The 14,816-nt window shown below is 67.9% G+C and carries 15 protein-coding genes; all 15 read right to left on the bottom strand.

Annotated features, from left to right (window positions below; genetic code table 11):
* Positions 1 to 13: 13 nt before the first annotated feature.
* Positions 14 to 652: a ribonuclease HII gene (gene rnhB, locus RSO68_RS10995; protein WP_315586624.1), complete on the bottom strand. Its 639-nt coding sequence runs from the start codon at positions 650 to 652 to the stop codon at positions 14 to 16.
* Positions 649 to 1,866: a lipid-A-disaccharide synthase gene (lpxB, locus tag RSO68_RS10990; RefSeq protein WP_315586623.1), complete on the bottom strand. Its 1,218-nt coding sequence runs from the start codon at positions 1,864 to 1,866 to the stop codon at positions 649 to 651. The genes rnhB and lpxB overlap by 4 nt, the downstream gene beginning before the upstream one ends.
* A gap of 13 nt (positions 1,867 to 1,879) precedes the next feature.
* Positions 1,880 to 2,647, bottom strand: coding sequence for an acyl-ACP--UDP-N-acetylglucosamine O-acyltransferase (gene lpxA, locus RSO68_RS10985; RefSeq protein ID WP_089850278.1), 768 nt, complete (start codon positions 2,645 to 2,647; stop codon positions 1,880 to 1,882).
* Positions 2,644 to 3,087 carry a 3-hydroxyacyl-ACP dehydratase FabZ gene (gene fabZ, locus RSO68_RS10980; protein ID WP_089850276.1) on the bottom strand — a complete coding sequence of 148 codons (444 nt, stop codon included), beginning with the start codon at positions 3,085 to 3,087 and terminating at the stop codon, positions 2,644 to 2,646. Before fabZ ends, lpxA begins: the two co-directional genes overlap by 4 nt.
* Positions 3,088 to 3,194: 107 nt before the next feature.
* Positions 3,195 to 4,232, bottom strand: coding sequence for a UDP-3-O-(3-hydroxymyristoyl)glucosamine N-acyltransferase (gene lpxD / locus RSO68_RS10975; protein WP_089850274.1), 1,038 nt, complete (start codon positions 4,230 to 4,232; stop codon positions 3,195 to 3,197).
* 30 nt (positions 4,233 to 4,262) lie between these two features.
* Entirely contained in the window at positions 4,263 to 4,769 is a 507-nt protein-coding gene (locus RSO68_RS10970) for an OmpH family outer membrane protein (RefSeq protein WP_315586622.1), read from the bottom strand.
* Positions 4,770 to 4,798: 29 nt separating this feature from the next.
* Positions 4,799 to 7,150 carry an outer membrane protein assembly factor BamA gene (gene bamA, locus RSO68_RS10965; RefSeq protein WP_315586621.1) on the bottom strand — a complete coding sequence of 784 codons (2,352 nt, stop codon included), beginning with the start codon at positions 7,148 to 7,150 and terminating at the stop codon, positions 4,799 to 4,801.
* 87 nt (positions 7,151 to 7,237) lie between these two features.
* Entirely contained in the window at positions 7,238 to 8,596 is a 1,359-nt protein-coding gene (gene rseP / locus RSO68_RS10960) for a sigma E protease regulator RseP (protein WP_315586620.1), read from the bottom strand.
* Positions 8,597 to 8,635: 39 nt separating this feature from the next.
* Positions 8,636 to 9,814: a 1-deoxy-D-xylulose-5-phosphate reductoisomerase gene (ispC, locus tag RSO68_RS10955; RefSeq protein WP_089850267.1), complete on the bottom strand. Its 1,179-nt coding sequence runs from the start codon at positions 9,812 to 9,814 to the stop codon at positions 8,636 to 8,638.
* Positions 9,814 to 10,614, bottom strand: coding sequence for a phosphatidate cytidylyltransferase (locus RSO68_RS10950; RefSeq protein WP_089850264.1), 801 nt, complete (start codon positions 10,612 to 10,614; stop codon positions 9,814 to 9,816). The genes ispC and RSO68_RS10950 overlap by 1 nt, the downstream gene beginning before the upstream one ends.
* Positions 10,615 to 10,617: 3 nt before the next feature.
* Positions 10,618 to 11,403: a polyprenyl diphosphate synthase gene (gene uppS / locus RSO68_RS10945; protein ID WP_315586619.1), complete on the bottom strand. Its 786-nt coding sequence runs from the start codon at positions 11,401 to 11,403 to the stop codon at positions 10,618 to 10,620.
* Between the two features lie 115 nt (positions 11,404 to 11,518).
* Complete coding sequence (frr, locus tag RSO68_RS10940; protein WP_089850260.1) at positions 11,519 to 12,076, bottom strand: ribosome recycling factor; 558 nt, start codon at positions 12,074 to 12,076, stop codon at positions 11,519 to 11,521.
* Between the two features lie 4 nt (positions 12,077 to 12,080).
* Entirely contained in the window at positions 12,081 to 12,848 is a 768-nt protein-coding gene (gene pyrH, locus RSO68_RS10935; RefSeq protein ID WP_089850258.1) for a UMP kinase, read from the bottom strand.
* A gap of 117 nt (positions 12,849 to 12,965) precedes the next feature.
* The gene (gene tsf, locus RSO68_RS10930; RefSeq protein ID WP_089850256.1) at positions 12,966 to 13,835 is read right to left on the bottom strand and encodes a translation elongation factor Ts; all 870 of its coding nucleotides are present in this window, start codon (positions 13,833 to 13,835) and stop codon (positions 12,966 to 12,968) included.
* Positions 13,836 to 13,972: 137 nt separating this feature from the next.
* Positions 13,973 to 14,719 (bottom strand): 30S ribosomal protein S2, encoded by a 747-nt coding sequence (gene rpsB / locus RSO68_RS10925; protein WP_138181418.1) that lies wholly within the window; start codon positions 14,717 to 14,719, stop codon positions 13,973 to 13,975.
* Between the last annotated feature and the right edge of the window lie 97 nt (positions 14,720 to 14,816).

The following is a 14,816-nucleotide window of genomic DNA, read 5'->3' as shown; positions in this document are numbered from 1 at the left end:
GCAGCTCTGTGATTCACAGCAGCGCCAGCTGGCGCTTGACCGGGCCGAAGGAGCGGCGGTGCTCGGGCAGCGCGCCCAGGCGCTTGAGGGCGGCCAGGTGCTCGCGGGTCGGATAGCCCTTGTGGCGGGCGAAGCCGTAGTCGGGATGCCGGGCATCGAGGGCCACCATGCCGGCGTCGCGCTCGACCTTGGCCAGTATCGAGGCGGCGGCGATGGCCGGATGACGGGCATCGCCCTTGACCACGGCCTGGCCGGGGACATGATGCCCGGGCAGGCGATTACCGTCCACCAGCAGGTATTCGGCCCCCAGCGCCAAGGCATCGATGGCGCGACGCATGGCGAGATGAGTCGCGTGATAGACGTTGAGCGCATCGACCTCGGCGGCGCTGGCCTCGGCCACGGCGAAGGCCAGCGCGCGGCTGCGGATCTCACGGTCCAGCGCCTCGCGCCGCCGCGCCGTGAGCGCCTTGGAGTCATTCAGCCCCTCGATGGGCCGCGCGGGATCGAGGATCACCGCCGCGGCGACCACCGGACCGATCAGCGGGCCGCGGCCGACCTCGTCGACCCCGGCCAACCGGTCGCCGGCATAGTCGATCACAAGCGGCGGCAGCGTCTTGCCCTTCACGACCGGGCCGTCACGGCGGGCGGTCATCGCTCATCCTCGACGATCGCGGCCTCGCCCGCCTCGGAGGCCACGCTCGCCGGTAGGGCGCGCCCCTCCACCAGCGCCTCGATGGCCTCGCTGGCGCGTCGGCTGGCGTCGCGCTGAAGTGCCGCATGCATCGAAGCGAAGCGCGCCTCCAGGGCCTTGCGTGCCGGCTCGTCGTCGAACATCTCGGCGAGCTGGGCGGCAATGGCTTCCGGGCTCGCCGCGTCCTGAATCAGCTCCGGCACTAGGGTCTCGCGGGCGATCAGGTTGGGCAGCGAGATCCACTCGGTGTTGACCAGCCGCTTGGCCAGCCAGTGGGTCGCCGGCGCCATCTTGTAGGCCACCAGCATCGCCCGATGGCAGAGCATCGCCTCCAGCGCCGCGGTGCCAGAGGCCAGCAGTACGGCGTCGGCAGCCACCATGGCCTCCCGCGACCGGCCGTCGATCAGGGTGACGCGCCCCGCGAGAGACGGGCGCGTCGCCAGCAGCGTCTCGAGCTCGCTGCGCCGCGCCGGCGTGGCGGCCGGGATCACCACCGAGAGCGCCGGGCGCTCCCGGCACAGGCGTTCGACGGCCGCGAGGAAGGTCTCGCCGAGAAAGCGGATTTCGTTGGCGCGCGAACCCGGCAGCACCGCCAGCAGCGCCCCGCCCTCCTCCGGCGCCGGCAGCCCCAGGGCCGTCCGTGCGCCCTGCCGGTCATTTTCCAGGGGCAGCTCGTCGGCCAGCGGATGGCCGACGAAGGCCACGGGCACCCGGTGGCGCACGTAGAAGGCCGCCTCGAAGGGCAGGAAGGTGAGCATGGCGTCCACGGACTTGGCGATGCCCTTGACGCGCCCCTGGCGCCAGGCCCAGACGGAAGGACTGACGTAGTGGGCGGTGGTGATACCGGCCTCGCGCAGCTGTCGCTCGAGGCCCAGATTGAAGTCCGGGGCGTCGATACCGACCATGATGTCCGGCCGCCAGGCCAGCGCATCGCGCTTCAGCGCACGGCGCACCCGCACCAGCCCCGGCAGGTGCTTGAGCACCTCGACGAGGCCCATCACCGAAAGCGTTTCCAGGGGATAGCGGGATTCGATACCCTCCGCGATCATCCGCGGGCCGCCGATGCCGCGAAACTCGATGCCGGGATGACGCGCCCTAAGCGCGCGCATCAAGCCGGCGCCGAGGATGTCGCCGGAGAGCTCGCCGGCGACGAGATAGACGCGACGCACCGTCATGTTCGCGCCTCCCTCAGCGGATGATGCCGCGGGTCGAGGCCTCGATGGAGGCGGCGAAGATCTCGGTCTCGGGCAGCGCGAAACGCGCGCGGATCTGCTCCAGCGCCTGGTCGGTGGTCAGTCCCTGGCGATAGACCAGCTTGTAGGCCTCGCTCAGCCCGCGGATGGCCTCCTTGGAGAAGCCACGACGCTTGAGCCCGACCAGATTGAGGCCGTGGACCTGGGCCGGGTTGCCGTTGATCATCACGTAGGCCGGGGTGTCCTTGGTGATGATCGATCCGCCGCCGGCCATGGCGTGGTCGCCGAAGTGGCAGAACTGATGGACCGCCGAGAGGCCGCCGAGGATGACGGAGTCGCCAAGCTTCACGTGACCGGCCAAGGTCACCTGGTTGGCGAAGATGCCGTCGTTGCCGATCACGCAGTCATGGCCGACGTGGACGTAGGCCATGAAGAGGTTGCGCGAGCCAACGACGGTCTCGCCGCGATCCTGGACGGTGCCGCGGTGCAGGGTGACGCCCTCGCGGATGACGTTGTCGTCCCCCATCACCAGACGGGTAGGCTCGCCGGCGTACTTCTTGTCCTGGCAATCCTCACCTACCGAGGCGAACTGGAAGATGCGGGTGCGCGCGCCCAGCACGGTGGGCCCCTTGATCACGACATGAGGGCCGATGCGGCTGCCGGGCCCGATCTCGACATCGGCCCCGATCACCGTGAAGGGGCCGACCTCGACATCATCGGCCAGGCGCGCCGCGGGATCGATGAGGGCGGTGGGGTGTATCAAGCGACCTTCCTCTCGGCACAGGTGATGTCGGCCTCGCAGGCCAGCTCGCCGTCCACGGTAGCGCGGCAGGCGAACTTCCAGATGCCGCGCTTGGTGCGCTCGACCCGGGCCTCGAGCACCAGCTGGTCGCCGGGCATCACCGGGCGCTTGAAGCGCACGTTGTCGCTGGCGACGAGGTAGTAGACGTAGCCGTCGGCGGGCAGCTTGTTGACGGTCTTGAAGCCGAGGATGCCGCAGGCCTGGGCCAGGGCCTCGACCACCAGCACGCCGGGCATGATCGGGTGGTGCGGGAAGTGGCCGTTGAAGAAGGGCTCATTGATGCTGACATTCTTGTAGGCAACGATGGATTCTCCCAGCGTGAGCTCCGTGACCCGATCCACCAGCAGGAAAGGATAGCGGTGGGGCAGATACTCACGGATCTCGTTGATGTCCATTACCATCGTAGCAACCTCTGAAATGACAGGATGCCCTTCCCGGGGAGGGGCACGGCCGGCGCTCGGGCGCCGGCGAAGACAGGCGGAGGATTATACCGCCCTGTGGTCGGGCCTCAACCGCTGCGACCGACCTTCTCGAGACGCGACAGACGACGCGCGATGTCGTCGAGCTGCTTGAAGCGCACCGCGTTGCGACGCCACTGGGCGTTGTCCATGGCGCCGGTGCCCGAGGAGTAGATGCCGGGCTCGAGGAGCGAATTGGTCACCAGGCTCATGCCGGTAACCTGCACGCCGTCGGCGATGGTCAGGTGGCCGGAGAGCCCCACGCCGCCGCCCAGCATGCAGTGCTTGCCCACCCGGGTGGAGCCGGCGATGCCCACGCAGCCGGCCAGGGCGCTGTGGTCGCCGATCTGCACGTTGTGGGCGATCTGCACCTGGCTGTCGATCTTCACGTCGTCGCCGATCACGGTGTCGCCGAGTGCCCCGCGGTCGATGCTCGAGCAGCTGCCGATCTCGACGTCGTCGCCCAGTATCACCCCGCCCAGCTGGGCGATCTTGTGCCAGCGCCCGCCGTCGTGGGCGAAGCCGAAGCCGTCGCCGCCGATCACGCAGCCGCTGTGGAGGATGGCACGCTGGCCGATCACCACCCCGTGGCAGACCGTGACGTTGGCGTGCAGGCGCGAGCCTTCGCCGATGCGCGAATCCGCGCCCACCACGCAGCCGGCACCGATCACGACGTCGTCGCCCAACTCGACCCCTTCCTCGATCACCGCCTGAGGACCGATGGCCACGTTCTCGCCCAGGCGAACGTCATCGGCGACCACTGCCGTGGGATGAGTGCCGGACGGCGTCCGCCCGACCAGGGGATCGAAGAGGCGCGAGAGTTCTGCATAGCCGAGGTAAGGGTTATCCAGCTCCAGGCTCGCCACCGGGCAGGCCTCGCCGTGAGCAGGTGCCAGCAGCACCGCGGCGGCACGCGTCTCGGGCAGGTCCTTGAGATAGGCACGGTTGGCGAGGAAGGCCACCTGATCCGGCGTGGCGTCGCGTAGCGTGGCCAGGCCGCTCACCCGCCGCTCGCCGTCGCCCTTGAGGCGGGCTCCCAGGCGCGTGGCGATCTCTGCCAGTGTGAGGGTTCGGGCGTCTTGATTCATGGAAACTCACTATCGTATGGGGACGGCCGGCTAGTAGAGGGCGTTGAGGCGTTCGGTGACCTCGCCGGTCAGGTCCTGCAGGTCCTGCTCGGCGTGCAGCACGCCGTTGGGATCCACCAGCACCGCGACGCCATGGCGCTCGATGACCTGCCGGACCGCCTGATCCAGCCTGGGCTCGGCCTCCTGGAGGAAGCCCTGCTCGGCCTCGCGGCGCGCCTGGGCGATCTCACGGCGCAGCGTCTCGAAGCGCTGCCCCTTGCGCTGAAACGCCTGGAGGGTAGTACGCCGCTCGGTTTCGGTCATGCTCTCGCCCGAGGCCTGCAGGCGCTGCTGCATCTGCTGGAGCTCCTCGCCCAGGGCCTTTGCCTCCTGCTGCCGGTCGGCGAGACGATTGCTCAGCGCGGTCATGGTGCGCTCGGCGGCATCGGTCTCCATCAGCGCGGCGCGCCAGTCGAGCACGGCCACCTCATCGGCCTGGGCCGACACGGTGGTGGCGACCAGCAGGCCGAGGCAGAGGGCGGCGGGGAGCGTGCGCATGCGGCAAGATTCCTCGGAACGGGGCCGGATCAGAACGTCTGACCCAGCGAGAACTGGAAGAACTGGGTATCGTCCCCGTCCTTTTCGTTGAGCGGCTCGGCGACGCTGAAGGTCAGCGGCCCCACCGGCGTCAACCAGGAGAGCCCGAGGCCGGCGCTGTAGCGCAGCTCGCCCAGATCCACGCCGGACTCGCAGCGCTGGCGGCCGGCTTCTTCATCGCGCACCGGATAGCAGTCGGTGAGGAAGGTGTTACCGGCGTCCAGGAACAGCGAGGCCTGCAGCGAGCGCTGATCCTCGACGAAGGGCACCGGGAAGAGCACCTCGGCGCTGCCCTCGACCAGGACGTTGCCGCCCAGGGTGCGGTCCTCGCCGCTGAATTCGTCTGGAGGCGTGGTGGGCGTGCCCAGGGTATTGCCGGTGAAGCCGCGTACCGACCCGAGGCCGCCGGAGAAGAAGTTCTCATAGAACGGATAGGGATCGTTGCCGACGGTGTCGGCGTAGCCCAGCTCGCCGCTGAACTTCAGCCCCCAGGTCTGCTCCTCGTTGAACGGGAAGATCTGGCGGGCCCGGGCGCGCAGCTTGTAGTACTCGGCATCGCTGCCCGGCACCGCGGACTCCAGCGACAGACGCTGGTAGCTGCCGGCGGTCGGCATGATGCCGCGGTTGAGGTTGTTGCGGGTCCAGCTGGCCGAGAGCTTCAGACTCTGTGCGTCGCCGCCCTGATCGTCGACGTAGCGCTGGACTTCCAAGGAAGTGTCGTTATACGTCTTGATCGACAGATCCTCGACGCTGGCGCCGAAGTTCAGGCGAGCCAGCTCGTTGATCGGATAGCCGAAGTTGATCCCGCCACCGAAGGAGTCGGTGGAGTAGGTCGAGATGTCGGAATCCTCGTAGTCGGTCTCGCGGTAGAAGAGGTTGTAGCCGCGGGAGATGCCGTCGAGGGTCCAGTAGGGATCGGTGAAGCCGAAATTCAGGCTGGTATAGGTGTCGCTGCGCTGGGCGCCGATGTTGACGCGGTTACCGGTGCCCAGGAAGTTGTTCTGGGAGAGCGAGGCACCGTAGATCACCCCGGCACTCTGCGAGAAGCCGATGCTCGCCGAGATCGAGCCCGAGGGCTGCTCTTCCACCGTGTAGGTGACGTCGAGCTTGTCGGGCTGGCCGGCCACGGGCCGCGTCTCGACGTCGACCTGCTTGAAGAAGCCCAGGCGCTCCAGGCGCTGCTTCGAGCGGCTGATCGACTCGGTGGAGGCCGGCGCGCCCTCCATCTGGATCATTTCCCGGCGCAGCACCTCGTCCTGGGTGGTGGTGTTGCCGGTGAACTCGATGCGACGCACGTAGGCGCGCTCGCCGGGCTCGACACGGAAGATCAGATCCACGGTGTCGCCGGCGGCGGCGACCTCGGGAATGCCATCGACGTTGGCGAAGGCGAAGCCCTCGGCGCCGAGTCGCGAGCGCAGGGCCTCCGTGGAGGCGGTGACGTCGCTGCGCGAGAAGATCTCGCCGCTCTCGACCTCGAGCAGTTCCCGGGCCTCGCGCTCGGCGATGCGCAGATCACCGGAGAAGCGGATGTCGCCGAGGCGGTACTGGCGTCCCTCGTCGACGTTGACGGTGACGAAGATCTTCGACTTGTCGGGGCTGATCGAGACCTGGGAGGACTCGATGGCGAAGTTCACGTAGCCGCGATCCAGGTAGAAGGAGCGCAGCCGCTCGAGATCGCCGGCCAGGGCCTCGCGGGAGTACTCGTCGCTGGAGAACCAGCCGAAGAACCAGCCCGGGGAGTCCTCGAGCTCGAAGAGCTCTCGCAGGCGCTCGTCGTCGAAGTCGCGATTGCCGACGATGTTGATCTGGCGAATCTTGGCGACCGCGCCCTCATCGATATCGATGTTGACCTGGACCTGCCCCTCGCCCACCTCCTCGACGGAGGTGTCGATACGGGCGCTGTAGCGCCCCTGGGACTGGTAGACACCCTCCAGCTCGCGCTGGATCTCCTCGAGGGTCGAGAGCTGCAGGACCTGCCCCTCGTCGAGGCCGGCCTGCTTGAGGCCATCGCGCAGGTCCTCATCGGGAATCTGGCTGTTGCCCTCGATATTGAGACGCGCCAGCGTCGGCCGCTCGACCACCTGAATGATCAGCACATCGCCCTCGCGGGCCAGGCTCACGTCCTCAAAGAGGCCGGTGGCGAAGAGCTCGCGAGCCGCCTCGGCCAGTTCGCGCTCGTCGACCCGATCGCGGGCACTGACAGGGAAGGCGTTGAACACGGAGGCGGGAGAGACCCGCTGCAGTCCTTCCACCCTGATGTCGGATACGTCAAAGGGATCCGCCAGTGCCGCCTGGGCACCGGCAAGCAGCAGCGCCGCCAGTCCGATGGTCTTGATTTTCATGCAATCGATTCGCTCGCGTTGGTCTGCCGTCCGGTCCAGACAGGCACCTTATACATTTGTCATGGCCACTGACAAGCCGACGCCCGGCTACCAGAGCCGCATCAGGTCGAAATAGAGCGCCATCAGCATCAGGGTGCCGACCAGGGCCAGGCCGATGCGCAACCCCACCGCCTGGGCCTGCTCGGAGACCGGACGACCACGCACCACTTCGACGAAGTAATAGAGCAGGTGGCCGCCGTCGAGCACCGGGATCGGCAGCAGGTTCAGCACCCCGAGGCTGATCGAGAGGTAGGCCAGGAAGCTGACGAAGCTCTCAAGACCGCTGCGCGCCGAATCCCCGGCGATGCGCGCGATGGTGATCGGGCCGGAGAGGTTCGACGGCGAGATCAGCCCCACCACCATCTTGCGAATGGCGCCCAGGGTCAGCACCGTCATCTCGCCGGTGCGCGCAAGCGACTCGCCGACGGCGGCCAGCGGCCCATAGCGGATCTCGCGGCGATACTCCTCGGGCCAGGAGACGGGCTCGGCGCCGGCGCCGATATAGCCGATGGCCTCCCCTGCCTCCTGTACGCGGTGCCGGGGCGTGAGGGAGAGCGAGCGCCGCTCGCCGTCGCGGCGTACCGCGACCTCGAGGGTCTCGCCAGGGCTCTCGCGCACGCGATCGACGAAGGCCATCCAGTCGGCCACCGGCTCACCGTTGACCGCCACCACCTCGTCACCGGCCTGCAGGCCGGCCTCGGCGGCGGCCTCGCCCTCGACCACCTGACCCAACACCGCCGGGATCTCGGGACGCCAGGGCGTGACGCCCAGGGTTGCCAACGGACGCGGCGGGTCCTGTCGCACCAGCCAGTCCTCGACCGGCAGTCGATAGGTCCGGGGAACGGCGGTAGCGTCGTCACGCGCCGCCACCGTGAGCGCACCGCTCTCACCGATCGCCGACACCAGCTTGAGGTTGATCTCCTCCCAGGAGCGCACCGCCGCGCCCTGCACCGCGGTGATCTCCTGACCCGGCACGAGCCCACCCTGGCTGGCCGGGGAGTCGGGGGCCACGCTGCCGACCACCGGCGCCACCGTAGTGGTGCCCGCCACGAACAGCGCCCAGTAGGCGACGATGGCCAGCAGGAAGTTGGCCAGAGGGCCGGCGGAGACCACCGCGATACGTTGCCAGACGGTCTTGTTGTTGAAGGCGAGGTGCTGCTCGGCGGGGTCGACGGGACCCTCGCGCTCGTCGAGCATCTTTACGTAGCCGCCCAGCGGAATGGCAGCCACCGCGAACTCGGTACCGTGGCGGTCCCGGCGCGACCACAGCGGCTTGCCGAAGCCCACCGAGAAGCGCAGCACCTTGACGCCGCAGCGCCGCGCCACCCAGAAGTGGCCGAACTCGTGAAAGGTGATCAACAGGCCAAGTACCACGATGACGGCCAGCACGTTCTGGATCAGGCCCACGGCAATCTCCTTGCAGTCAACAGCGTCATGGCGCGCGCCTCATTGCCGCGCCAGCCAGTCATGTGCCGCCTGCCGAGCGAGGGCATCGGCCGCGAGGACGGTCTCGAGATCCCGGGCGGCCTCGACCGGGCGCGTGTCGCGCACCCGCGCCACCAGCTCGCCGATGCCGGTGAAGCCGAGGCGGCCATCGAGGAAGGCCTCCACCGCCACCTCGTTGGCGGCGTTGAGCACCGCCGGCGCTGTCCCCCCGGCCGCCATGGCCTCGCGGGCCAGGCGCAGGCAGGGAAAGGCGATTTCATCGGCCGGCTCGAAGTCGAGCCGCGCGACCTGGAACAGATCCAGCGCCTCGACGCCGGCCTCGATGCGCTCCGGCCAGGCCAGCCCATAGGCGATCGGCGTGCGCATGTCCGGGTTGCCCAGCTGGGCGATCACCGAGCCGTCGCTGTAGGCGGCCATGGAGTGGATCACACTCTGCGGGTGCACCACCACCTGCACCTGATCGGGGCGGGCATCGAAGAGCCAGCATGCCTCGATCAGCTCGAGCCCCTTGTTCATCAGGCTGGCGCTGTCCACCGAGATCTTGCGTCCCATCGACCAGTTGGGGTGGGCGCAGGCCTGATCCGGGGTCACGGCGGCGAGATCAGCCGCCGTCCAGCCGCGAAAGGGGCCGCCCGAGGCGGTCAGCAGCAGCTGGGTCACGCCGTGACGCGCCAGCCCGCCGCGATGCTCGACGGGTAGACACTGATAGATGGCATTATGTTCGGAATCGATGGGCAGCAGGGTGGCGCCGTGGCGCGCCACCGCGTCCATGAACAGCGCCCCGGACATCACCAGGGCCTCCTTGTTGGCCAGCAGTACCCGCTTGCCGGCACGCACGGCGGCGAGCGTCGGCAGCAGGCCGGCGGCCCCGACGATGGCCGCCATCACGGTGTCCACCTCGGCGGCCTCGGCGACTTCGACCAGAGCCTCGGCGCCGGCGCGCACCTCGGTAGCCAAGCCCGCCTCGCCCAGGCGCGCGCGCAGCCAGGCGGCGTCGCCCTCGGCGTCGAGCACGGCCAGCGCCGGACGGTGAACCCGGCACTGGGCCAGCAGCGCCTCCCGGGAGCGATGGGCGGTCAGCGCGTGCACCCGGTAGCGATCCGGGTGGCGAGCCAGCACCTCCAGGGTGCTGGTGCCGATGGAGCCGGTCGCGCCCAGCACGGTCACCCGACGCGGCATCACAGTACGCCACCCTGCAGCAGCGCGAACAGCGGTACCGCCGCGGTCAGGCTGTCGATGCGGTCGAGCACCCCGCCGTGACCCGGCAACAGCCGGCTGGAGTCCTTGATGCCGCGATGACGCTTGAGCATGCTCTCGAGCAGATCGCCCAGCACCGAGGCCAGGGTCACCACTAGGGTAGCGCCCAGCAGTGCCAGACCGGAGGCGAGGCCGAGGCCCTGCCAGACGGCGAAGCCGACCGCCAGCGCGGCGGTGACCGCGAGGCCCCCGGACACGCCCTCCCACGTCTTGCCGGGGCTGACGGCGGGCGCCAGCTTGCGACGCCCGAACGCTCGGCCGACGAAGTAGGCGCCGATATCGGCGCCCCACACCAGCAGCAGCACGAAGAGCAGCCAGACGGCGCCGCTCTCGCGCAGCACGTTGAAACCGATCCAGGTCGGCAACAGCACCCACAGGCCCATGCCCAGACGCATGCCGGTCGACTGCCACTGCGCCAGGCGCTGGGGGTAGCCGGTCACCCAGTAGAGGTTGACCAGCCAGCCCAGCGCGCCGAGCCACAGCGGCCAGCTCTCCCAGGCCACGCCGCTGGCCCAGCACAGCGCGATCAGCACGGCCAGGCCGGCTACCGGCAGCAGGCGGCGCCCCGGCGCGGCAACGCCGGCGAGGTTGGCCCACTCCCAGCCGGCGAGCAGCACGATGGCCGCGGTAAAGAGGCCGAACCCCGCGCCGTCGAGGCCGAACAGGCCGAACAGGGCCAGGGGGGCCAGCCAGGCCGCGGTGATGATGCGTTGTCTGAGCACGTGTTACTCCCCCAGCTGCGCTTCGAGCTGTTCGTCGGTCATGCCGAAGCGCCGCTTGCGCCCCTGGTAATCGGCCAGGGCAGAATCGAAGGCCTCGCCGTCGAAATCCGGCCACAGCACGGGCGTGAAATGCAGCTCGGCGTAGGCCATCTGCCAGAGCAAGAAGTTGGAGATGCGCTGCTCGCCGCTGGTGCGGATGCACAGATCCACCGGCGCATCGCCGGCGAGGCTCACCGCCTCGTCCATGGCCTGCTCGTCGATCGCCTCGGGGGCGAGTTCGCCGGCGGCCACTCGCTCGGCCAGGCGACGCGCGGCGCAGGCGATGTCCCAGCGACCACCGTAGTTCGCCGCAATCACCAGGTGCAGGCCGGTGTTGTCGCGAGTCAGCGCCTCGGCGCTCTCGATATGCTTCTGGATCGAGGCGGAGAAGCCGCCGCGATCGCCGATCACGGAGAGGCGAAGACCGTGGCGATGCAGTTTCTTCACTTCGCGCTGGAGCGCCATCAGGAAGAGCTCCATCAAGGCATTGACCTCGCTGGCGGGGCGCTTCCAGTTCTCGCTGGAGAAGGCAAACAACGTCAGGGTCTCGATGCCGCGCTCGGCGGCGCGGCGGATGACGGCTCGCACCGCCTCGACGCCGGCGTGATGGCCGCGGATGCCGGACAGGCCGCGCGCCTTCGCCCAGCGGTTGTTACCGTCCATGATGATCGCGACATGGCGCGGCAGCGGGGCCTCGGAGGCGGCGGGGTCGGCAGCGGCCGCGCCGCGGGGGGACTGCGGTGACGTCATGATGTCTCGCATGGCGGGTAAGAGCATGAAGGCCGGCGAGCCGCGGACCGAGGGCCCGCGGCTCGCCGTGGGGCGATCCGTCGCCGGCGGCGCTCGCCTGCGCCGATCGCCGTCCTCAGACCTGCATCAGGTCGCGTTCCTTGGACTCCAGCGCCTTGTCGATCTCGGCGACGATGCTGTCGGTCAGCTTCTGGATCGCGTCCTCGCCCTGGTGCTGCTCGTCCTCGGTGATGTCCTTGTCCTTGAGCAGCGACTTGAAATCCCCGTTGGCATCGCGGCGCACGTTGCGCACCGCCACGCGGGCGTGCTCGGCTTCCTGGCGGGCCTGCTTGATGTAGCCCTTGCGGGTCTCCTCGGTCAGCATCGGCATCGGCACGCGAATCACGTTACCGGCGCTTGCCGGGTTGAGGCCCAGGTCGGAGGTCATGATGGCCTTCTCGATCTTCGGCACCATGCTCTGCTCCCAGGGCACCACGGTCAGGGTGCGGGCGTCCTCGACGTTGACCGAGGCCACCTGGTTGAGCGGCATCTGGCTGCCGTAATACTCGACGGTCACCGCATCCAGGATGCTGGGATGCGCCCGACCGGTACGGATCTTGTTGAAGTTGGAATGAAGGGCCTCGAGGCTCTTCTTCATGCGGCTTTCCGCATCCTTCTTGATGTCGTCGATCACTGTCTCACCCTCTGTCAATCAGCGTGCCTTCCTTGCCACCCACCACCAGGTTCAGCAGGGCGCCAGGCTTGTTCATGTTGAAGACCCGCACCGGCATGTCATGGTCCCGCACCAGGCAGATAGCGGTCAAATCCATCACGCCGAGCTTCTGGTCGAGCGCATCATCATAGGACAGCTGCTCGTACTTGACCGCATCGGCGTGCTTGACGGGATCCTTGTCGTAGACCCCGTCCACCTTGGTGGCCTTGACCACCACGTCGGCGTCGATCTCGATGCCACGCAGGCAGGCCGCGGAGTCGGTGGTGAAGAAGGGGTTGCCGGTGCCGGCCGAGAACATCACCACGTCGCCGGAGGTCAGGTAGCGGATGGCGGTGCGACGGTCGTAATGCTCCACCACGCCGCTCATGGGAATCGCCGACATCACCCGCGAACGGATGTTGGAGCGCTCCAGGGCGTCGCGCATGGCCAGGGCGTTCATTACGGTGGCCAGCATGCCCATGTGGTCGCCGGTGACGCGGTCCATGCCCGCCTCGTGCAGGGCCGCACCGCGGAACAGGTTGCCGCCGCCGACCACGATGCCGACCTGAACGCCGATCCCCACCAGCTGGCCGATCTCCAGCGCCAGGCGATCCAGCACCTTGGGGTCGATGCCGAAGTCGGCATCTCCGGTGAGGGCCTCACCGGACAGCTTGAGCAGGATGCGCTTGTACTTGGACACCTCGGAACGGGATTTCTCGGGCTTGCTGGGGGCGGGTTGATCGGCGCTGGTCATGGGATGTCTCCGGGATTCTCGACGCATGGGACCTGGTGGGGGTGGCCGGATCTACCGGCCGGATACGCGATGGCGTGCGCTTACGCGCACGCCATCGTCACTCTGGAACCTGCGACCTTAGCTGCGCTTGGCCTGTTCCATGACTTCTGTGGCGAAGTCGACCTCTTCCTTCTCGATGCCCTCGCCCACTTCGAAGCGGGTGAAGCCGATCACTTCGCCGCCGGCGGCCTTGGCGAACTCGGCCACGGTCTGGTCGGGGTTCTTGACGAAGGCCTGCTCGGTCAGGCTGTTCTCGGCCAGGTACTTCTTCAGGCGGCCCTGAACCATCTTCTCGGCGATCTGCTCGGGCTTGCCGGCCATGTCCGGCTGAGCCAGGATGATCGCCTTCTCGGCGTCCAGCTGCTCCTGAGGCATGTCCTCGGGATGCGCCACGGTCGGGTTGATGGCGGCGACGTGCATGGCGACGTCACGGGCCGTCTCGGCGTTGCCGCCCTTGAGCACGGTCATTACGCCGATGCGGCCACCGTGGACGTACTCGCCCACCAGGTTGCCGTCGCCGGCCTCGACGACGACGCAGCGACGCACGCTGATGTTCTCGCCGATCTTCTGCACCAGCTGCTCGCGAACGGTCTCGAGCTCGCCGTCCATCACGGCGGCCACGTCTTCGCTCTTGGCGGTGAAGAAGGCGTTGGCGATCTTCTCGGCGAAGGCCGTGAAGTTCTCGTCACGGGCGACGAAGTCGGTCTCGGAGTTAATCTCGACCATCACGCCGTAGCTGCCGTCATCGGCCACACGGGTGACCACGGCGCCTTCGGCGGCGGTGCGGCCGGCCTTCTTGGCGGCCTTGAGGCCGGAGTTCTTGCGCAGGTTATCGATCGCCTGCTCGATGTCACCATCGGTTTCGGTGAGTGCCTTCTTGCACTCCATCATGCCGAGCCCGGTACGCTCGCGCAGTTCCTTGACCTGGGAGGCGCTGATAGCTGCCATGGTAGTGTCCTCTGAATGGTTCGACCTGGAATAATAGCGGAGAAGAAGCGAGAAAAGGGGGCCTGGGCCCCCTTGCGCCTGTCCGGCGAGCCGTCACCGAAGCGACGGCAGACGGGCCGGCCCAGGCGGGCCGACGATCACTCGGCGGCCGCGTCGCTCTGGCTCTCTTCGGCTTCGGTCACCTCGACGAACTCGTCGGGACGACCTTCCTTAGCACGGGCGCAGGCGTCGGCGACGGCCTTGACGTAGATCTGGATGGCGCGGATGGAGTCATCGTTGCCCGGGATCACGTAGTCGACGCCATCGGGGTTGGAGTTGGTGTCCACCACGCCGATGACCGGGATGCCCAGCTTGTTCGCCTCGTTGATGGCGATGCGCTCGTGATCGACGTCGATCACGAACAGGGCATCGGGCAGGCCGCCCATTTCCTTGATACCGCCCACAGACCGCTCGAGCTTGTCCTGCTCGCGGGTCGCCATCAGCACTTCCTTCTTGGTCAGCTTCTCGAAGGTGCCATCTTCGTGCATGGCCTCGAGTTCGCGCAGACGCTTGATGGAGACGCGGATGGTCTTGTAGTTCGTCAGCATGCCGCCGAGCCAGCGGTGGTTGACGAACGGCTGACCGACGCGGTTAGCCTCTTCCTTGATGATCTTGCTCGCGCTGCGCTTGGTGCCGACGAACATGATCTTGTTGTTGGCCGCTGCCATCTTCTCGACCACATCGATGGCCTCGTTGAGGGCCGGCAGAGTGTGCTCGAGGTTGATGATGTGAATCTTGTTGCGGGCACCGAAGATGAACTTGGACATCTTCGGGTTCCAGTACTTGGTCTGGTGACCGAAGTGAGCACCTGCTTTGAGCAGGTCACGCATGTTGACGTGTGCCATGGATGACTCCTGGAAAATCGGGTTAGGCCTCCACGCACCCCATGGATCCGACCGTCGCGTCATCGAGGATGGCCACGACAGCACCCGGGACCATGTG

Source organism: Halomonas saccharevitans (assembly GCF_032333995.1).
GTDB lineage: Bacteria > Pseudomonadota > Gammaproteobacteria > Pseudomonadales > Halomonadaceae > Halomonas > Halomonas saccharevitans.
The sequence above is the reverse complement of the archived record's forward strand: the minus strand, read 5'-3'. Positions and strand labels throughout refer to the sequence as shown.

Excerpts from the sequence above, each read along its gene's own strand:
- pyrH (WP_089850258.1), bottom strand. The coding sequence starts at position 12,848 with ATGACCAGCGCCGATCAACCCGCCCCCAGCAAGCCCGAGAAATCCCGT.
- rnhB (WP_315586624.1), bottom strand. The coding sequence starts at position 652 with ATGACCGCCCGCCGTGACGGCCCGGTCGTGAAGGGCAAGACGCTGCCG.
- ispC (WP_089850267.1), bottom strand. The coding sequence starts at position 9,814 with ATGCCGCGTCGGGTGACCGTGCTGGGCGCGACCGGCTCCATCGGCACC.
- lpxB (WP_315586623.1), bottom strand. The coding sequence starts at position 1,866 with ATGACGGTGCGTCGCGTCTATCTCGTCGCCGGCGAGCTCTCCGGCGAC.
- RSO68_RS10970 (WP_315586622.1), bottom strand. The coding sequence starts at position 4,769 with ATGCGCACGCTCCCCGCCGCCCTCTGCCTCGGCCTGCTGGTCGCCACC.
- bamA (WP_315586621.1), bottom strand. The coding sequence starts at position 7,150 with ATGAAAATCAAGACCATCGGACTGGCGGCGCTGCTGCTTGCCGGTGCC.
- fabZ (WP_089850276.1), bottom strand. The coding sequence starts at position 3,087 with ATGGTAATGGACATCAACGAGATCCGTGAGTATCTGCCCCACCGCTAT.
- uppS (WP_315586619.1), bottom strand. The coding sequence starts at position 11,403 with ATGACGTCACCGCAGTCCCCCCGCGGCGCGGCCGCTGCCGACCCCGCC.
- lpxD (WP_089850274.1), bottom strand. The coding sequence starts at position 4,232 with ATGAATCAAGACGCCCGAACCCTCACACTGGCAGAGATCGCCACGCGC.
- rpsB (WP_138181418.1), bottom strand. The coding sequence starts at position 14,719 with ATGGCACACGTCAACATGCGTGACCTGCTCAAAGCAGGTGCTCACTTC.
- tsf (WP_089850256.1), bottom strand. The coding sequence starts at position 13,835 with ATGGCAGCTATCAGCGCCTCCCAGGTCAAGGAACTGCGCGAGCGTACC.